Here is a 20,523-nt window from a genome sequence, read left to right on the forward strand (position 1 = left end):
CTCTTTATTTCGTCTACGTTTGCTGTGTCTAAGAAAAATTTCATTGTTGCTCCTTTTGTTTTATTCTCTAAAGTCTTTTTATCCTGTAAATAGTTTGAGATTTAAACTCTTCACCTTTTTTCAGAATAACATTTCCGAATCCTTTATGATTTATCGCATCAGGAAGATTTTGCGCTTCAATTGCAATACCCTTATGTTTAAAAAGCTTCATTGAAGATTTCACATCAATTTTATTTAAACTATATATTATTACTGAATCCCTATCTGTAAACATGTCTAGCTTTAAGACATCATTTTTCAGACTCAGGCTTATCTTATTATCTCTATTTAAAACAAATGTTGTATCTAAACCGCCATTTTTTGTAATTTCTGGATTTTCTGACATTAAGACATCCCCTAATAATCTATAGCTTGAAAAATCTAGTTCTGTTGACTTTATATCAATTTTTTTACCAGTTGGTAAGCATCCCTTATCTGTCTCTAATATATAATTAGAATCTAGCTTTAGATAATGATTGGTAATTAAGCTTTTTTCTCCATTTAGGTTGAAATAAACATGGTTAGTCGGATTATAAATTGTATCAGCATCAGATTTAGCCCAATAATCTATAATCCACTTTTCATCATTTGTAAAAGTATGGCTTACACAAGCCTTTAAATTTCCTGGATAATAATTTTCACCTTCCTTATCAAGCAGGTTGAAATTTATCCTAAGATAATCAAGACCTTCTTCTATATCAAATTCCCAATTTCTAAGGTCAAACCCCCATCACCACCATGTAAGTGATTAGAACCTTCATTATTATCTAAGGCATAGACAGTACCATTTAATTTGAAGCTAGAATTTCCAATTCTACCTCCCATTCTTCCGATACTAGCCCCCAAAAAATAGGATCTATTGGCTAAAAGTTGATCTATTGAATCATAAGATAATATAATATTACCTATTCCATATAAGTTAAATTCATTTAACCTTGCACCTAAAGACCAGAATGACAAATAGGTTTCAGAATCGTTATATAGTTTTATTTCAAATACTTCCTCACCTTGATAATGGCCGATTACTTTCTTTGTAAATTTCATAATAGCGCCTTAGAGGTTAGAAAGTCCCTTGGATATTTCCTTTGTATTTGGATATACCTCTTTATACACTTGATAATATTTATTATATATAGCAACATTCTCAATATTTGGCTTATAACTTTCCTTGTATTTAACAAATTCCTTGGCGCAGGTATCAAAATCATCATAATAACCTGCTCCAACCGCTGCTAACATGGCTGCTCCTGTGGGTGGGCCGTTTTCAATTTCTAAAGTAATAATATTTTTATTGAAAATGTCAGCCTGCATTTGTAACCAAATCTTATTCTTAGCACCGCCGCCTACAGATACCATTGTATCTACAGTCTTTCCTTCATCTTCATCGATTATTTCCAAACTATCTTTTAAGGAATAAGTAATTCCCTCAAGAGTAGCCCTTACAAAGTTTTCTAACTTGTGAGAAATATCCATTCCTACAAAAGCTCCCCTAATATTACTATCATTGTAAGGTGTTCTTTCTCCTTGGATATATGGGGTAAATATTAGACCATTAGAACCAGGGCTTACATTTTCTATACCCTCAAGAAACTGTTCATATGAAAGATCCTTAGCAAAGGTAGATTTTAGCCAATCAAGGCTCTTACCTGCTGCTAGGGTAACACCCATGGAATAAAATGTATTAGGTATTGCCGCATTAAAAGTATGAAGCTTACCATCTTCTGTACCTGTAATTTTTTCTTTATTTGTAAGAATTACCCCAGATGTACCTACACTTATCATTCCTCTTTCGTTATCAATTATTCCAGCACCTATCGCACTCGCAGCGTTATCTGCTGCTCCAGCGTAGACTTTAACTTTAGATTTTATGCCAAGTTCTTCACATACCTTATCTAGAATATCTCCTGTATAACTAATGGATTCTACAAGGTCAGGTAGGTAAGAGTATTCTATTTTAAATTTATCTGCAATTTCTTTTGACCATTGTTTGTTTTCAACATCTAACAATAGGGTACCAGCAGCATCGGAAAGGTCCATGTGGTAATTGCCAGTAAGATATAATCTTAGATAATCTTTTGGTAGGAGAATATGTCTTGTCTTCTCCCAAATATCAGGTTCATTTTCCATAACCCAGAGGATTTTTGGTAGAGTAAATCCTTCTAAGGCTATATTTTTACTTATAGATAGTATCTCATCGCCAAACTCATTCATAATTTTATGACATTGGTCGGTTGTACGAACATCGTTCCATAAAATAGCATTTCTTAAAACTTGACCATTTTCGTCTAAAAGAACCAAACTATGCATTTGTCCAGAAAAACTTATAGCATCTAGGTTTTCAGAAAAATCTTTTATTTTTTCAGATAAAGATTTTATCACATCATTAAAAGCACTAATCCATTCTTTAGGATCTTGTTCGCTGTAACCCTTAGCAGGAATAATAAGATCGTATTGGCTTTCGCTCGAGTCTATCAAATTTCCTTCTATAGTATAAATCGAACCTTTTAAGGAGCTTGTTCCCAAATCTATTCCTAATAAATATTTCATTTTCATTCTAAATTTCTATGATGTTTTGACATCTCATTTTCAGTAATATCACTATTTTTAAGCAATTCCATGATTATTAAATCATACATTATTAGAAGACATTGCTCGAATAAATTACCCATAGGTTGAATAGACTCAACAACCTCCGCGTCTCCTAAATATACAGAAGCTGGTAAAAATAAGGTATGATCACAAGTTTTAGCTGCCTTTCCATTAGGATTTCCAGTTACTACAACTGTGTTTGCTTTATGCTCTTTAGCTTTTTCTATCACATAATTTATATGACCTATATTTCCACTCCCATTTGTAGCTATGAGTAAATCACCTTCTTCTATAGAAGGAGTTGTGTCGTCCCATATCCAATAAGAATTATAACCCAAATGCATCAATCTCATCGTAAACGCCCTGGTAGATAAGCCCTCTCTACCAACACCTATCAATATTATTTTATTAGCTTCATTGATATATTCTATAAATTTGCTTACATCATTATAATCTAATTTTGAAAATACAGATTCTATTTCTGATACAACTATATTAGCATTTTTTTTAACATCCATTACCATTTTATCCCTCAAAAACATCATTCAAATATTCCATAGTTTTTTTCATACCAGCTAGAACATTCTCATCTTTATCTTCATAAATAGGAACAACCTCTAAAAATTGATAAAGATTTTCCAATTCCTTAATGGCATTACTCTTATCAATCTTATCTTTTGTCACAATCCCATCTTTTGTGAAATCCCAATGTCTATCCCAGTTTCCATCAGTTTGTTGAATATGAACAGCACCTATGTTATTCTTGCATTTATCAAGCCATTCTATCATATCAGCATATTCGCCATAAAGTGGTTTAAATACAGCATGTCCCCAATCTATTAGAAGTTTTATAGGAATATAACTAACCCTATTTATATCCTCTATAAAATTATTTGCCTCATCTGGTGTACTTGGAAATTCTGTTTCTAAAGGAGTACATTCTACATGTATTTCTCTTATTCCTTTTTCTTTAGCATACCTACTGATTTCAGTTAAATTATTTAACGTTTCTTCATATATATATGCTCTTCGTTCTTTATCATATGCATCCCTATTACTCAAACTTCCCAATGGTGAACCAATGATATCTGTTCCTAATTCAATAGCTGTATCAATAGCTCTTTTAAAATACTCAACTGCTATTTTACGCTGTATTTTTAATGGCGCTAAAAGTTGTGGATAACAATATGCTGATGATCCAGCAAAATATCCATGTATTTTGATATTCTTTGTCTTAAACGCCTCCTTATATTCTCTAGCAAATTCATTTCTTTGACTATCCGGCCACCATGGATCAACTTGATCCCATGTGAATTGCACATCGCTTGTATTTAATTCATCTTTTATAACACTGGCTAATATTTCTGGTTCAACCCATCTTTTAATAGCAAATGACAAATTTAAACCTAGCTTCATTATTTACTCTCCTTATCTTTATCGATTTCTTTTTTAACATATTGATTCAATTCTCTTCTGTCTTTTATTATCTCTGATATAGAGCTAAAAGATAGAGCTAAAACCACTACAATTCCACTTACTGCTGATTGCCAATATACATTTACACCTAATAAAACTATTAAGTTCTGTATTAAGCTAATAATTGAAGCTCCTAATAGAGAACCAACAGGATTTCCGATTCCCCCCGTCAAAGAAATTCCACCCAAAACAGATGAAGCTATAGAATTAGTTGCCCAAGCCCCACCTATATTTGATTGTGCTGATCCAAGTCTTGCAACATATAAAATTCCCGCTAATGATGATATTGCTCCGACCACGATATATAGATTCACTCTTATTTTATCAACATCTATTCCAATAATCTTTGAAGATTCTCTACTATTACCTATTGCATATACATATCTTCCAAATTTAGTTTTCTTCACTACAACAACACATATTATAGTTACAACTGTAGCTATCAAAAAAGGAGTAGGTATATTAATAAAATTCGATTTGCCTAAAAACTGTATTTTTTCTGGAATATTAGATATTGCTTTTCCTTTTGTTAAAACTAATGTTATTCCACTATAAAAGCCAGACATACCAATAGTAGCTACCATAGAATTTAATCTCAATTTAGTGATTATCAAACCATTTAACGTTCCACATATTACTCCAAAGCCAATTCCTACTACTAAAGCCAAGTAAGGATTAATGTTATATTTTGTCATTATCAAAGCTGACAAAACTCCACATAAAGAGGAAATTGATCCAACAGATAAATCTATATCTCCTGTCAATAAAACAAGTGATTGCGCTACAGAGACCATTCCTATAAATGCCAAATCCCTTAATAACGCCTGTATGTTATATATATTAAAAAAATATGGTGTTGCAACAGCTGCAACAATAAGCATAATTAATAATACAATAATACTTTTTGCAATTGTTCCTCCAATAAATGATTTCAAAGATTGATTACTTATTTTGTTCATAGTTTCTTACCTCATAACCCAAGATAGCCTTCATTAATTTTTCCCTCTCAAAAGGCTTATCAAATTGACTAACAATCTCTCCGTCATGTAATGTAATAATTCTATTAGAACATTTAATCAACTCATCCATTTCAGAAGAAATTATTATAATCGAAATTCCTTTTTCTGCTAGTCCTTTCATCAACTTATAAATCTCTGTTTTTGTCCCTATATCAATTCCTTTAGTAGGTTCATCAAAAATAAGTACTTTTGGATTAGTATACATACTTCTTCCAATTATGACCTTTTGCTGATTTCCCCCACTTAAATAACTAATTATAGATTCTTTACTAGCCGTTTTAATATTATATTCTGAAATAATATTATCCACTAACTGCTTTTCTAATTTATTAACTACAAATCCATATTTTACAATCAAATCAGAGAGTGCCACACTTATATTTTCCCTAACACTGAGGTGTGAGAATATTCCTTGTTGTTTTCTCTCTTCGGGCAAATATATCAAACCTCTATTTACGCTGTCAGTTGTATTTGATTCACTAATTTTTTCACCATCTAAAACGTAATAACCATCTACAAATTTCAAGTATCCAAATATCGACTGCATCAATTCGGTTCTTCCAGCTCCTACCAATCCAGAAAATCCTAATATTTCACCCCTTTTTAAATTGAAAGAAATATCACGGAACATCTTTCCTGTTATATTATGTACTTCCAGAATTACATCTTCCTGTACATTTTTAGAACTAAAATCCTCATTGTAATTAATATTCTTTCCTGTCATTTCTTTAATTATAAAATCTTCGTTTATACCAGAAACATCATGAACCCCAATATTTTTACCATTTCTGAATATTGAAACTACATCGCTTATTCTAAATATTTCTTCTAATTTATGAGATATGAAAACTATAGCTTTGCTTTGAGACTTTAATTCTTTAATTATTTCAAAAAAATTTTCTGTATCTTTTTCTGATAAGCTTGTTGTGGGTTCATCAAAAAGTATCGTGTGAAAATCCGAATTAGTGCAAGCTCTAGCAATTTGTAATAGTTGTTTTTGTGATACAGATATATTCTTTACCAATTCATTAGGAACAACATCAATTTTGAATTTTTTTAGTATTGGTTTTGCATCAGAATTTATTCTTTTAAAATTTATAGTATTCCCCTCATAAGGCATAAACAAATTCTCCGAAACAGACATATTTTCGAATAAATTTATTTCTTGTGGAACATACGCTACTTTTTTAAATTCAATATCATTTAACTTGGCCTCTTTGCCACACAATAAAATTTCACCTTTTGTTGGGGAGTGAACTCCAGTAAGGCACTTTATCAAAGTGCTCTTACCAGCTCCGTTCTCTCCAATTATAGCGTGAACTTTACCCTTCTCAAACTGAATTGATACATCATCCAACGCAATAACTCCAGGAAAAATCTTAGTAATATTCTTTGCTATAATCGTATTATCCATTTTTTTCTCTTCCTGATAAATGTAGTTCTATTTCATTATTTCTATCCATTCGTCAACATTATCTTTGTTAACAATATCTATACCAGTATCAACGAATTTAGGTGTATCAATTCCATTATATTTTTGCCATAACATCAAAACTGCATTTGAACCCTGAATATAAGGTCTTGTACAAGATGTTGCAAGTATTTTTCCTTCTTTTACCAAAGCTAAAATATCGCTTAAATTCTCTAATCCTACAATAGTTATTTTTCCAGTTTTTCCGGCCTCTTCAACTGCCGTAGCTATTCCTACAGGTGCTGAAGCATCACACATTAAAAATCCATTTATATCAGGATTAGAAGCTAAAATCGCTGATGCTTGTTGTTTTGATTCTTCAACGCTATCATTTCCTAAACCTGCATCAATAACTTTGATATCAGGGAATTGGCTAAGATATTCTTTATAAGCCTCATACCTCTGATTATGATTTGGTGCTGATGGAACACCTTGCATAATAGCAATAGTTCCTTTTTTCCCTAAAGCATCAACTAAAATCTCTGCACCTTTTATAGCTTGTACAGAAAAATCATTTCCTATAGAAGTTAGCCCGCTATCTTCTGGTGCTATAGCATCAAATATAACTACTGGAATTCCTTGTTCTCTAATTTGTTCTATAATCGCTTTACTTCCTTCATAATCAACTGGATCTACAGCTATTCCAGCAGGGTTAGTAGCTGCAGCTTGCTCAAGAACCCTATTCTGCTCAGCTACATCAGCGTTTTCTGGAGCTCTATAGTCAATTGTTACTTTTACACCTAACTGTTTACTCAATAAATCCGCTTGTTGTTGAGCTCCTTTATTGACCTCATCAAACCAAGCAGCAACAACCTTAGGCACTATTACAAAATTCATATCCTTTGCTTCTTTTTTCTCATCAGTTGCTTCTGATGCAGCTTTTTCATTTGTAGTATTTTTTTCTGACTCTCCGCTTGAACATGATGATAAACCTATGACTAATAACAATCCCATGATAGCTAGTGATGTCTTTTTAAAAAAATTTTTCATATTTTACTCCTTACATTTTGATTAAAATTTGACCCAATTTATAAATTTTCAAGATAATATCGTTTTCCTCCTTTCCTAACTATTACCTTGTTGAATCTCTTATAATTAGTTTAACTGGTAACACTTCTTCAGATTTTACAACAACTTTATGTTCCATAAGTTCTAATAGATTGCTGAAACATTTTAATGCTATTTCCTTAACTGGCTGTTCTATAGTTGTCAATTTTGGTATTGAAAGCTCAGATATATATGAGTTATCAAAGCCAATGACTGATATATCTTCGGGAACTCTAAAACCCAAGTCTATCAAATATGAAATTATGTTAATAGCATTGATATCGTTAAAAACAAATATTCCATCACCTTTTTTAAATTTAAACGCTTTTATGTTATCACTAATATCAGTTCCTAAGCTATAATCTTTTTCACTTTTTATAATTTCTATATTTTTATCAATCGCTTTAGCAGAATCATAAAATCCATTAAATCTTTCATTAGTCGCTTTGAAGCTTTCAGGTCCTCTTACATGTACAAATCTCTTACTACCTATTTTATTTAAATAATTAAATGCTAACGAACCACCATTATAATTATCTACACATATATTAACTTCTTGCTCATTATGATTACTTTCAAAAGACACTGTCGGTATTCCGAGTTTAGACCAAACATCAGGGTATAACGACCTTGCAGAGATTACACCATCTACTCTATATCCCTTTAATAGCTCCCAGTTTCTAATTTCTGTATTTTTATCATCACCTGTAAAACATAATATACAACCATATCCCGCTTCTTGAATATAGTTTCCTATATATGTTGAGAACTCAGAAAAAAAAGGGTTAGTAAATGCAGGAACAATAAGACCAATATTATGAGATTTATATCCAAAAACACTTTTTACATTTCTATTTGGTACATAATTAGTTTTATTTATTGCCGCTTCAATCTTTTCTCCTGTTGATGGTTTCACATATCCTGAAGAATTTATATACCTAGATATTGTTGAAATACTAACTCCAGTAATTTTTGATATATCCCTCATTGAAGTTTGTTTTTTTTCTTTCATATACTCGATCTCCAGAATATATTAACCCAAAATGAAACATGTTTCATTTTTTGTGACAACGTTTACTTGATAATAGTATATCACTTTTAGAGTATTTGTCAAATTATTTAAGTTCTTATTGTAGATTGCTTTTATAATTTTTCTATATTCTGAAAAACTAATAAAACCATATTAGCTTAAAATGCCAAATGTGACACAAAAAAAATTTTCTAGTACGAGAAAATCAATGCCAGTCCTAAAAGAGTCTTAAAAAATGAAATAAGAATCATGATTATGTCCTGTTTTAAAAATATTTTTAAATATGGAGATATGTAAATAATAAAAATAGAATAGTTTTAAAAAATTAAACGGAATGTCCCCTGTTATGTACAGATTACATTCCGTTTTAAATATTATTAAGTTGTTCCGTGTCTACTGGTTTAAATTGCCCACAAAGTTTTTATTTTCTTATTCTTCTATTTTTCCCTAACTGATTTTTCCAAAATTTTTTCTGTTAGGAATTCTACTCCTGCTGCCATTGCTAGGGCTAGGGTGGCTGAGCTTAGGATTATTATTGGTAGGTAGGGCATTGATTCTTTTACGCTTCCTAGGTTTGCGTTTACAAAACTGTAGACAAGTTTATCGCTTAATGCTGATAGGATGTAAGCTGCGAAGGTTAGTTTTGAGATGTAGGCTAAAAATCTTTCGATTTTTTCATTTACTCTTTCTGGTGCTAGGGTATTTATCAAAATAAATACGCAGATGGAACTTGCTGTATTTTGCAAGCTTCCCCAAGAGTTCCATAGTCGAATTTGGAAGCTTCCACCGTGTGATCTCCAGATATTGTAGGCTGAGGATGCGAAAATTATCAGGATAAGGGCTAGAAAAACTTTTGCCGGCCTTAGTTTTTTGAAGTCTACATAGGTTCTGAGGTAGGCGCCTAAAAAGAAGTATGTGAGTGGGTAGATATTGTACCACCAACCTGGCAAGAGGTGGTTTATTTTGTTGTCATCATATGCTGCAAAAATCGCCTTTAGGCTGGTTAGGTCGTTGACATTAAATACTGTCGGGCCCACTGTCAAGAGGCTAAATACTGCTATTAGGGCAAGGTGAGTTTTTTTATCTCCAATGCTTGCCCATATATTTGTCAAAAAGGGACTTAAAAGAAATAGGCCTATGTACATATTCACATACCAAGAATATTCCTTGTAGCCTAAAATCCCAAATACCAGCTTTTGTAAATTATAGGACCTATCTCCCCTTAGCCTGTAAATGGCAAAAATTACCGTCATGCCGATGCCGTAGGATAGGAGTACTGGTATGATTTTTTTATAATATTTTTTTAGATTCCCAATTTCTAAGGGGATTTTTTTGGCAGAAACCAAGTAGCCTGTTAGGAGCAAAAACAAGGGCACACAGACCATAAAACTTGTCCTTAAAGTTGCTAAAATAAACATTCTCTTGCCTCTTAGGGGGATTTTGTAAAAACCTGTATTAAGGAAAAAATGCACGCTAATAACAGACAAAAATGCAAAAATCCTTGTCAGATCAAGACCTATATTTCTTTTAGTTTTTTCCCTTAAATTTCTTTTCATTTTACACTCCTTTTCCCTTACTATACTTTTTTCCAAGAAAAAAGTGCGCCTTAAGCACACTTTTTCTAATATCTCTCATCTAGGCTTATGTAGTCTTTCATCTCGCTTAAAGATTTGTAGGCAGGCCTGATTATTTTTTTGTCGGCAATCTGTTCGAGCCTGTGAGCTGACCAACCAACTGTCCTTGCTATGGCAAAGATTGGGAGGAATAATTCGCGAGGGATGCCCAACATATCGTAAACCAACCCCGAATACAAATCGACGTTGGCGCATGGTGGGTAGGCTCGATTGAATTTTTCTTGAATTAAGTTTTGACCAATTTTTTCGATATTTTCTACAAAGGCAAAATCGGCTTCTCTGCCCTTTATTTTTGCCAATTCCCTAGCCTTTTCCTTTAATAGGACTGCCCTTGGGTCTGAAAGGGTGTAGACTGCGTGGCCTAGACCGTAAATCAAACCTTCCCCGTCAAAGGCTTTTTTATCCAAAATCTTTTCTAGATATTCTTTTATTTCTTCCTTATCTTCCATGTCTTTGACATTTTCCTTGATGTTGTCTATCATCTTGGCCACCTTGATGTTGGCTCCACCGTGCCTTGGACCCTTGAGGGAGGCAAGGCCTGCTGCCATGGCAGAATAGGAATCAGTACCTGATGAGGATACGACATGGGTTGCAAAGGCAGAATTATTTCCACCCCCGTGTTCGGCGTGGATTATGAGAAGCAAGTCTAGAATTGCAGCTTCTTCCCTTGTATATTTCTGGTCTATCCTTAACATGGCTAGGATATTTTCTGCTATGGATTTTTCTGGGTCTGGATTGTGGATTATCAGAGATTTCTTGTCAAAGTTATGGATTTTTACCTGGTAGGAATAAATGGCTATCAAAGGCATCTTGGCAATTAGAGATAGGGCCTGTCTTAGAACGTTTAGAGGATCTGTCCCATCGGGATTTTCGTCATAGGTATAAAGGGCAAGCATGGACCTCATCATCTTATTCATAATATCCGCTCCCGGCACCTTCATTATGGTGTCTTCTATAAAATATGGAGGCAAGATACGATTTTCTGCCAAAATTTTTTTAAATCTCCAAAGCTTGTCTTTTGTGGCAAGTCTATCGAAAAGTAAAAGATATATTACCTCTTCAAAACCCAACCTTTCCGTACTTTCTATGTCATAAACCATACTTGTTAGGGGATAGCCCCTGTAATAAAGTTCGCCCTGGGTCGGCAACTTTTCTCCGTCCTTGATTTGATAACCACAAACGTCACCAACCTTGGTTACTCCGACAAGGACACCCGTCCCATTTTTGTTCCTAAGGCCTCTTTTGATTGAATATTTCTCGTAGATTTCCTTGTCAATCCTTGTTGCTTCTTCAATTTCTTCGGCATAGGCCTTCAATTTTTCTTCTAAAATCTTATCCATTTTAAAGTCCTAGGTTAGAAATAATGGCATCTGCCATTCCTGTTGTGGTATTTTCTCCACCCAAGTCTCTGGTGTAATTTTTCTTATCTGCCAAAGTCTTATAGATAGCATTTCTGATTTTTTCTGCCTTTTCTTTTTCATTTATATCATCAAGTAGGAGGCAGAGGGTCAAAATCATGGCAATAGGGTTGGCAAGGTTTTTGCCTGCTATATCTGGGGCAGAACCATGGATAGATTCGTAAATTGCAATATCTTTACCCTTGTTAACCCCTGGCATAAGTCCTAAGCCACCAACCAAACCAGCACCCAGGTCTGATAGGATATCACCGTAAAGATTTTCTGTCACAAGGACGTCAAAACGGCCCGGATTCATCACCATTTGCATGGCAGTATTGTCAACCAAAAGCTCTTCAAAGTCTATATCTGGAAATTTTTTAGCAACTTCCCTACCAACTTCTAGAAAGAGCCCATCAGAAAGCTTCATGATATTGGCCTTGGTAATGATACTAACTTTTTTCCTGCCCTTATCCCTAGCAAATTCAAAGGCTTTTTGGATAATCCTTTCAGACTTTTCTCTAGTAATAATTTTTATAGAGTGGGCCTCATCTGGGGAAATTTGTTCTTCAACTCCTGCGTAGAGGTCTTCAGTATTTTCCCTAAAGATAACCATATCTACGCCATCAAATTTTAATTCAAGAGGGCCCGGAGCCTTGATTGGCCTGATGTTGGCAAAGAGGTCGAATTTCTTCCTGAGTTCTACATTTATAGACCTAAAACCATGACCAATTGGAGTTGTAATTGGCCCCTTAATTGCGATTTTGTTTTTATTTATAGAATCAAAAAGCCTTTGAGGAATATAGACTCCTTCTTCTTCAAAAACAGAAAGGCCTGCGTTTATTTCTTCAAATTCTAGGTCGATTTTAAGGGCATCTACCACTTTTTTCATAGCTGCTGTGATTTCTGGACCGATTCCATCGCCCTTTATCAGTGTAATTTTCATTTTTCCTCCAAATCTAGGTTCTTAGCGTAATTTAGGTAGCCACCTTCAAGAAGAATTTCCTTTTCTCTATCAGAAAAATCTCCCCTTAATTTTATCTTTATATTTTTTGTGATATCTTCTAGGATAAATTCTCCAGTTTCAATTGATTTTTCCATGTCAGAAATTTTTATATAATCGTATTCAGAAATTTTTTCATAATCATTTTCATCTTCAAAAACTAGTGGCAAGATTGCGTTGTTTATGAGGTTAGACCTGTGAATTCTCGCAAAGGACTTGGCCACAACAGCCTTGATGCCCAAGAACAAAGGTAGGAGGGCGGCGTGTTCTCTGGATGAACCTTGGCCGTAGTTTTCGCCTGCGACTATGATGCCCCCGACATTTTCCTCGCATCTTTTCTTGAAATCGTCAATTTTTGTTGTGAAGGCAAAGTTTGATAGGTATTCAATATTTGACCTAAATGGCAAAAGATAAGCGTTTGATGGACATATATCATCGGTAGTGATCCCATCTCCAGCCTTATAAACAATTTTTTTGTCTATATTTGTTGCCTTTTCTGCCTTTGGGAAAGGCTTGATATTCTTACCCTTGACAGTTTCCTTGATTCTCTTTGATAAATCTTTTTCTGGTTCTATAAAATAAGCGTCTGTGTGGTTGAAATTTACATTTTTTTCAAAATCCGCTTTATAATCAAGGTCAGATGGGTCTGCAATATAGCCTAAAACAGCACTTGCCGCACAAGTTTCTGGGCTTGCTAGATAAATTTGTGCATCCATAGTGCCAGACCTGCCCTTAAAGTTTCTGTTAAAAGACCTTAGGGAAACCCCTCCAGATTTAGGTGCCTGGCCCATACCTATACATGGACCACAGCCAGATTCAAGGACTCTAGCCCCCGCCTTAATCATGGTTGCCAAAGCCCCATTTTCTGAAATTTTTTCCAAAATTGTCGCAGATCCTGGAGAAATAACTAAGGAAACATCTGGGTGGACCTTCCTACCATCAAGAATTGCAGCTACCTTCATCAAATCCATATAGGAAGAATTTGTGCAAGAACCAATGGCAACTTGATCTAATTTTATTTTGCCAAGGTCTTCTACCTCTGAATATTGGTCTGGAAAATGTGGTTTTGCCACAGCTGGTTTAATCTCTGACAAGTCAATTTCTATTGATTCGTCATAAAAAGCATCAGGATCAGCTGAAATTTCTCTATAATCTTCCTCCCTGCCCTGGCTTTTTAAGTAGGCTCTGGTATTTTCATCTGATGGGAAAATCGAAGTTGTCGCCCCAAGCTCAGCGCCCATATTGCAAATTGTTGCCCTGTCTGTAACAGAAAGCGACTTCACACCTTCTCCTGTATATTCCATTATGTAGCCTGTTCCACCCTTAACAGTGAGTTTGCCCAATATGTAAAGAATAACATCCTTGGCGTTAGCAGCAGGATTTAGGGAATTTTTGAGATTTACCCTGAAAATCTTTGGCACCTTTACAAAATAAAAACCCTTGGCCATAGCAACAGCCACCTCAAGGCCACCTGCCCCTATGGCAAGTTCACCCATACCCCCACCTGTTGGAGTGTGGGAATCAGAGCCTAGGAGGGTATCGCCAGGTTTGGCAAATTGTTCAAGATTAACTTGGTGGCAAATTCCCCCACCAGCTTTGGAAAATCTTATGCCAAATTTACCTGCAGCAGATTTTATAAATTCGTGGTCGTCAGCATTTTCAAAACCTGCCTGCAAGATGTTGTGGTCGATGTAAGCCACAGAATTATCTGTCGCCACATCTTCTATATCCATAGCCTCAAGCTGGAGATAGGCCATGGTTCCTGTAGAATCCTGGGTCAAAGTCTGGTTAATTTTAATAGCCACCTCTTCTCCAGTCTTAAGCTCTCCCTTCAACAAATGTTTTTTTAATATTTTCATAGCCAATGATAAGCCCATAAAATCTCCTTTAATTAATTTATGTATTAATGTAGTTATGGTTAATTATACTTTTAAATTGATTTTTTCCCATAAATCCAAGTCAATATTTGATTTGAAATTATTTGTATATCTTGATTCTATATATATTTTTTCCTAAAAGCCCAGATTTTTCAAGTAAATTTTGTTCATAGGATAGGTTGTAAATTTTTCACACTCCTTAATTTCCAAAACTAGCTTGGTTTTTGTTTTATTTATAAAAATAAAGAGTTTTTTTATATCTGGGTAAACCTTTACATAGGCTTAGAAAAATGGTATATTGAAAGTAGATTGTTAGTTAATTAACAAAATTTAATTTGGAGGAATTTATGACTTACACAACATTTTCAGTTCCAAACACCATAGTTCATGGTGAAAACGCACTCGAATACCTAGCCACCCTCAAGGGCAAAAAAGCAGTACTCGTTACTGGTGGATCTTCCATGAAGAGATTCGGTTTCCTTGATGAAGCTAAAGAACAATTAGAAAAAGCCGGTATGGAAGTTTTGATAATTGACGGTGTTGAACCAGACCCATCTGTTAAAACTTGCCTAGCTGGTGGAGCAAAGATGGCTGAATTTGAACCAGAATGGATAATTGCAATCGGTGGTGGTTCTGCAATGGACGCTGCTAAGGCTATGTGGGTATTTTATGAACACCCAGAATGGGATTTTGAAAGACTTGCAAACTTTGATAACCCACCATTAAAGAACAAAGCAAGGATGATTTGTATCCCTTCTACATCTGGTACAGCAAGTGAAATCACAGCTTTCTCAGTAATTACCGACACAGAAAAAGAAATCAAATACCCACTTGTTCACCCAGACTTTGTACCAGAAGTAGCCCTTCTAGATATGAGAATCCCTGCAACTATGCCTCCTAAAATCACAGCAGCTACAGGTATGGACGTAATGACCCACGCTGTTGAGGCCTTCGTTTCTACTGCTTCAGATGATTTTACAGACCCATACGCAATTAGAGCCATCCAATTAGTTTTCGGTTACCTAAAGGCTGCCTACGACAAGGGCGATGACATGGTTGCTCGTGAAAAAATGCACATAGCATCTTGTATAGCTGGTATGGCCTTTACAAATGCATCACTTGGTATAGTTCACTCTATGGCCCACAAAATCGGCGGTATTTTCCACCTAACTCACGGGGAAGCCAACGCAATTATGTTACCATACATAATCGACTACAACAGGAAAGCTTGCGATAAATACGACGAAATCGAAAGAATCCTAGGTGTCGATGACATAGCAGAAGAAATCAGAAAATTAAATCAAGCTGTAGGTATCACCGCAACTATCAAAGACGGCAAAAATACTATTATCGAAGAAAAAGACTTCCTAGAAGTTTTAGATAAGATGAGCGAAAATGCCTTCAAAGACGCTTGTACTCTTACAAACCCAAGACAAACAAGCCCTGAAGACATCAAAAAAATCTACCACGCAGCCTACTACGGAGAAAAAGTAGATTTCTAAAGAATGATAAAGCAAAAAACCAATCCTCAAGAGGGTTGGTTTTTTTCTTGGGAAAATTATTAATTATATAAGAATTCTCCCCCCTCACTTCCTCTCGGCATAGGTCGAGGCAAACTAAGTCGAGAAGCCTCTCGCAAGACTTGTTAGGTTTATAGGGTTGTGGTGTCGAGTTAATATTGAAAATAGAAATCCCTTTATAAAAATTTCCCAAGTCCAAACCAGAGCCTGGCCTTAATTGGTCCAAAGATTTCTCCACTCGCTGGCGCTCGGTCGAAAAGAGGGGGGTTAGTCCTCGAATAAGTAAATTTGTTCCTTTGTAAAAAATATTAAAATTCAATAAAATTTAGGAACCCCTCGCTTCGAGCGAAGTCGAGAAGCCTCTCGAAAGACTTGTTGGGTTTATAGGGTTGTGGTGTCGAGTTAATATTGAAATCAAGAACTCTTTTATAAAAATTTCCAAAAGTCCAAACCAGAGCCTGGCCTTAGTTGGCCCAGAGATTTCTCCACTCGCTAAGGCTTGTTTATGGCATAAATTTTTTAAAACAAAAATCCGTAGATTTTATCCACGGATTTTAAAATTGGCTGGAATAGTAGGACTCGAACCTACGCTCTCCAGAGTCAGAATCTGGTGCCTTACCAGCTTGGCTATCGTAAATAGCCGTTTATAGACTTGTCCTGACGAATCGAAGATGAGTCATGGAAAGTCTTATGCAGAGCTAGTTCGGCTATTTACGCCGAAAACAGAGTGCAGGAGCACGAAGAAGTCTGCGGAGCAGACGAGTTTTCGTTTCCTTTTTAAATTTTTGGCTGGAATGACAGGATTCGAACCTGTGATCTCCAGAGTCAGAATCTGGTGCCTTACCGGCTTGGCTACATTCCAAAAATTTACTTTTTCCTACCCTTATAAATTACCTCTTTAGCCTAATTTGTCAAGATAAGAAAGTCCCTTTTAATCTTTGCTTTTATGTGATCCACTTAGGCAAAGATTCATCTCATAGCCAGCCCTAATAGCCAAATTAATTGATTTAGTGTGTGAAAATTGAGTGGTAGTTATTGGGCTAATTTCAGGATTTTCTCTTTTTATAAGTAGGGAAAGGTTTCTCAAAATTGAAGTGGCAAGGCCTCGGTATTTGCTTTCATTATCAAACTTTTCTACCCCAATATCCCAAAGATGCTTACCCATATACGAGCTGCCAGCAAGAGCAATTAAGTTTTTCTTGTCATAAAAGGCAAGACCAACTCTATCGTCCTTGTCAAAACAAAAAGCCATTTTGCTCTTTCCCTCAAAGTTAGGAATTTCTTCCTTATCTATCCTTGAAAATTCAAATTCTTTCACCCCAACATCCCTATCAGAAAAAGTCATAATAGGGAAAAAATTATCAATTTCCATGCCAAATTCTCTCAAAATCCTATCTAATTTCCTAATATTAGCTGCTTCTGCAAACCAGGAACCTGGATAGTCTTTGAAATTTTCCCTAAGTTTATCTATTAAATCATGATTTTCTGATCTCATAAATACTTTTCCACCAGTACAAATTGCAGAAAAGGGAGCCCTGTCATAAAAAAGAAAGGATTCATCAGGCTTGTTTACCACAAAAACATTCGCTTCGTCATTGTACTTACTATCGCTTATTGAGTAATCATTCATTATTTGTTTCTTGAAATTAATATCCATAACCATCTCCAAATAAAATTATTTCCTTAATTATATCAGAATTTTAAACAATCCCACAAGAAAAAAATCTAGCTTTAAATACAAATATTTTAAAAAAGACTATAAAATAAAGTATGGGTCAAAATCATTTTAAAAATCTTTTACCAAAATTCCTATACTGATTATATCAGCATTTTTAGTCATCCCACAAAGAATTAATCCCGATTTTAAAATCCTTATTATCTGGACCTTAGAAATAAAAACTATAATAAAGAAAAAATCTAACTTTAAATACAAATATTTTCAAAAAATTTTCTAAAATTAATACAAAAATAATACTAAAGAATAATAAAAATTAACTTAAAAATTTATAACAAAAATTCCCACAAAAAAATCGACTCCGAAATTTCTTTACACTTCAAAGTCGATTATTTTTTCCCACTGGCACAGCGTTCTGATTTAGGTTCAATCACCATTTATCACCCTTTCTATATCCAAGTCCATTGACTCAATTAAATTTACTCTTATATGTGAAATCTTCTTTTTTATTAGTAACATACTGACAAATTCTTATTATAAAATCATCCGATTCTGATTAAACTTTCACATCAATTCATATAGAAAAACGTCAGATGGCTCATCTTTTACACTTATCTTCCACCACTTTTTCTATAAATCTATAAGCAAAGTAGATATACTAGAAACTTATAAATCACCAGCTATCAATAAAAGCATCAAAATCGAACAACCCTATAAAGGCTATTCAATTTTCTTAATCCCTGTGCCAGTGGGTAAGAAAACTATTTAATTTTCCTTATTAACTATATACCCAGGTAAGATACTTTTAAACACAAAAATCTATTATTTTATGGTTTTTTTTAAGAAATTTATAGATAAAATACTAATTTAACCAAAATTAGTTTATAAAAAGTAATATTAAAAGCTATAAATCAAGAAAAATATTTCAAACTGTATAATAAGGGTAACGATTTAATGTTTGGGGTGGGAAAATGAAAAACAGCAAAAATTTCAATCTTTTTTTAATGGACGGAGAAGTTACTGGTATAATAAAATGTACCTTACCAAATTGGACAGGCTTAGCTTATAAAGTTCCAAAGTCATATATTGAAAAATGTAAAGATAAACAAGCTTTAAATTAAAGTGGACTGACAACCAAAAGTTAGACTAAGAAACCACCTTAAAGAAGTGAGTGTTTATATACAATAATTTAAATTCAAAAATATATTCAATTATATTTATTAATAGATTTGAGGGATACTAAAATGAAAATTATACAATATGATGAAAAATATAAAAATTTATTAATTAACATGATTTCTGAAGCAAGAGTAGCTGTAGGTGTATCCCCGAAAGTAAGAAACGATTTATATGATATTAAGAGACATTATCTTGATAAAGGAGATATGTTTTGGATAGTTCTTGATGAAAATGATTCTGTAATTGGATGTCTTGGTTATTCCACAAATTTAAATAAAGATGAAGCTACTCTTCATAGATTTTATATAAAAGCAGAAAGAAAACGTAAAGGTATAGGTACATTTTTATTGAATGTAGCTGAAAATACAATGAAGAGTAAAGGGATAAAAAAATCAATCGTACACTTAGGTGCACCTAAAGAAATACGGTTTGAATCTTATTCATTTTATTCCAAAAATTCTTATAAAGAATACAAGCCACGATATATGGTAAAAGATTTATAACAATATGAAAAACAATAAAATTTTAATCTTTTTCTTGTGGATGGAGAAGCTGCAGGTAGAATAAAGTGTACCTTATCAACTTGGATAGGCTTAGCTTATAAAGTTCCATGGACTGTCAACACCTATTTGTATAATCTAAAATCAAACATACTAATTTAAGATTAACAAATATTTACTAGCTAATCTTAATTGTCTATATTCAACTGGTGTAACGTAATCTAAGAATCCATGGAGCCTTAGGTTGTTGTACCAATAAATATACTCTAATAGTGATAGTTTTAACTGATTTAATTTTTTAAATTCATTCTGATATACAAATTCTGTTTTCATTAACTTCTTAAATGCATTATCATAAGAAATTCCTTTTTCACTTAAGGATCTTTCTATTCACAATATGTCTAGGCTTTTGTCTACACTTTTATTATAAAATTCTCATCCTCTATCTGTATGAAATATTTTTATTTTATTTAATATGTACTTGATTGAATAGATTGCTTCTTTAACTAAATCAACTTTTTTATTTTTCCTGCTGAATATCCTATTATTTCTCGATTGTGTAAGTCTATTATTGAGTAGATGTAGTTCCAACTGTTTCCTACTCTTACATATGTTAAGTCACTTACACACGCTTTTAATGATGGTCTGTCCAAAATTTCTATCTACTTTATTTGATATTGCTTTGTTGTTGCATTTACTTTTTTCTACTTTCTCTACCACAATATTGCCCAGCCTCTACTATCTCGTTTTAAGATTAATAAACACTAAAAAAGACCCACACAATGTGAGTCTTGATTATTTGGCGACTTCCTACTCTACCACACGGTTGCCCGACCTCTACTATCTCGTTTTAAGATTAATATTTAATATGTACTAAAAAAGGACTCACAACTCTGTGAGTCCTTGTTTATTTGGCGACTTCCTAACCCTACTACATGGTTGTTCGACCTCTACTATCTCGTTTTAAGATTATTAAACACTAAAAAAGACCCACTATAATGTGAGTCTTGATTAGTTGGCGACTTCCTACTCTACCACACGGTTGCCCGACCTCTACTATCTCGTTTTAA

Annotated in this window: 17 protein-coding genes, 1 tRNA gene and 1 pseudogene; 3 read left to right on the forward strand and 16 right to left on the reverse strand. The window is 33.9% G+C overall.

What is annotated here, in order from left to right:
* Window positions 1-67: 67 nt before the first annotated feature.
* The 13 genes from RQ907_RS02775 to RQ907_RS02835 form a co-directional block, all read right to left on the reverse strand.
* Complete coding sequence (locus RQ907_RS02775) at window positions 68-736, reverse strand: hypothetical protein (RefSeq protein WP_311491900.1); 669 nt, start codon at window positions 734-736, stop codon at window positions 68-70.
* A complete protein-coding gene (locus RQ907_RS02780) occupies window positions 733-1,083 on the reverse strand; it encodes a hypothetical protein (protein ID WP_311491884.1) in 351 nt (116 codons plus the stop codon). The genes RQ907_RS02775 and RQ907_RS02780 overlap by 4 nt, the downstream gene beginning before the upstream one ends.
* A 9-nt stretch (window positions 1,084-1,092) precedes the next feature.
* On the reverse strand, window positions 1,093-2,586 hold the full coding sequence (gene xylB / locus RQ907_RS02785; protein WP_311491885.1) for a xylulokinase: 1,494 nt from the start codon (window positions 2,584-2,586) through the stop codon (window positions 1,093-1,095).
* Between the two features lie 2 nt (window positions 2,587-2,588).
* The gene (gene hxlB / locus RQ907_RS02790; protein WP_311491886.1) at window positions 2,589-3,152 is read right to left on the reverse strand and encodes a 6-phospho-3-hexuloisomerase; all 564 of its coding nucleotides are present in this window, start codon (window positions 3,150-3,152) and stop codon (window positions 2,589-2,591) included.
* Between the two features lies 1 nt (window position 3,153).
* A complete protein-coding gene (locus tag RQ907_RS02795; protein ID WP_311491887.1) occupies window positions 3,154-4,044 on the reverse strand; it encodes a TIM barrel protein in 891 nt (296 codons plus the stop codon).
* Window positions 4,044-5,063: an ABC transporter permease gene (locus RQ907_RS02800; RefSeq protein WP_311491888.1), complete on the reverse strand. Its 1,020-nt coding sequence runs from the start codon at window positions 5,061-5,063 to the stop codon at window positions 4,044-4,046. The genes RQ907_RS02795 and RQ907_RS02800 overlap by 1 nt, the downstream gene beginning before the upstream one ends.
* Window positions 5,047-6,537: a sugar ABC transporter ATP-binding protein gene (locus RQ907_RS02805; protein WP_311491889.1), complete on the reverse strand. Its 1,491-nt coding sequence runs from the start codon at window positions 6,535-6,537 to the stop codon at window positions 5,047-5,049. Before RQ907_RS02805 ends, RQ907_RS02800 begins: the two co-directional genes overlap by 17 nt.
* 27 nt (window positions 6,538-6,564) lie before the next feature.
* A complete protein-coding gene (locus RQ907_RS02810) occupies window positions 6,565-7,584 on the reverse strand; it encodes a substrate-binding domain-containing protein (RefSeq protein WP_311491890.1) in 1,020 nt (339 codons plus the stop codon).
* Window positions 7,585-7,666: 82 nt separating this feature from the next.
* A complete protein-coding gene (locus RQ907_RS02815; RefSeq protein WP_311491891.1) occupies window positions 7,667-8,653 on the reverse strand; it encodes a LacI family DNA-binding transcriptional regulator in 987 nt (328 codons plus the stop codon).
* Between the two features lie 455 nt (window positions 8,654-9,108).
* Complete coding sequence (locus RQ907_RS02820) at window positions 9,109-10,227, reverse strand: acyltransferase family protein (protein WP_311491892.1); 1,119 nt, start codon at window positions 10,225-10,227, stop codon at window positions 9,109-9,111.
* A gap of 65 nt (window positions 10,228-10,292) precedes the next feature.
* Window positions 10,293-11,645: a citrate/2-methylcitrate synthase gene (locus RQ907_RS02825; protein ID WP_311491893.1), complete on the reverse strand. Its 1,353-nt coding sequence runs from the start codon at window positions 11,643-11,645 to the stop codon at window positions 10,293-10,295.
* Window position 11,646: 1 nt separating this feature from the next.
* A complete protein-coding gene (locus tag RQ907_RS02830; protein WP_311491894.1) occupies window positions 11,647-12,645 on the reverse strand; it encodes an isocitrate/isopropylmalate dehydrogenase family protein in 999 nt (332 codons plus the stop codon).
* Entirely contained in the window at window positions 12,642-14,579 is a 1,938-nt protein-coding gene (locus RQ907_RS02835) for an aconitate hydratase (RefSeq protein ID WP_311491895.1), read from the reverse strand. The genes RQ907_RS02830 and RQ907_RS02835 overlap by 4 nt, the downstream gene beginning before the upstream one ends.
* A gap of 347 nt (window positions 14,580-14,926) precedes the next feature.
* Here RQ907_RS02835 and RQ907_RS02840 point away from each other — a divergent pair, with 347 nt between their 5' ends.
* The gene (locus tag RQ907_RS02840; RefSeq protein WP_311491896.1) at window positions 14,927-16,081 is read left to right on the forward strand and encodes an iron-containing alcohol dehydrogenase; all 1,155 of its coding nucleotides are present in this window, start codon (window positions 14,927-14,929) and stop codon (window positions 16,079-16,081) included.
* An 804-nt stretch (window positions 16,082-16,885) separates the two neighbouring features.
* Here the strand turns inward: RQ907_RS02840 and RQ907_RS02845 are convergent.
* Window positions 16,886-16,961 (reverse strand) — tRNA-Gln (locus RQ907_RS02845).
* Window positions 16,962-17,030: 69 nt separating this feature from the next.
* Entirely contained in the window at window positions 17,031-17,756 is a 726-nt protein-coding gene (locus RQ907_RS02850) for a hypothetical protein (protein WP_311491897.1), read from the reverse strand.
* A 989-nt stretch (window positions 17,757-18,745) separates the two neighbouring features.
* On the opposite strand from RQ907_RS02850, the gene RQ907_RS02855 reads away from it, so the two are divergent.
* Both RQ907_RS02855 and RQ907_RS02860 read left to right on the forward strand, forming a co-directional pair.
* The gene (locus tag RQ907_RS02855; RefSeq protein ID WP_311491898.1) at window positions 18,746-18,895 is read left to right on the forward strand and encodes a hypothetical protein; all 150 of its coding nucleotides are present in this window, start codon (window positions 18,746-18,748) and stop codon (window positions 18,893-18,895) included.
* A gap of 123 nt (window positions 18,896-19,018) precedes the next feature.
* Window positions 19,019-19,456: a GNAT family N-acetyltransferase gene (locus RQ907_RS02860; protein WP_311491899.1), complete on the forward strand. Its 438-nt coding sequence runs from the start codon at window positions 19,019-19,021 to the stop codon at window positions 19,454-19,456.
* 150 nt (window positions 19,457-19,606) lie between these two features.
* On the opposite strand, the pseudogene RQ907_RS02865 reads toward RQ907_RS02860, so the two are convergent.
* Window positions 19,607-20,164 (reverse strand): annotated as a pseudogene (locus RQ907_RS02865) (IS3 family transposase); the annotation flags it as partial.
* Between the last annotated feature and the right edge of the window lie 359 nt (window positions 20,165-20,523).

The organism is uncultured Anaerococcus sp. (genome assembly GCF_963510575.1).
Lineage (GTDB): Bacteria > Bacillota > Clostridia > Tissierellales > Peptoniphilaceae > Anaerococcus.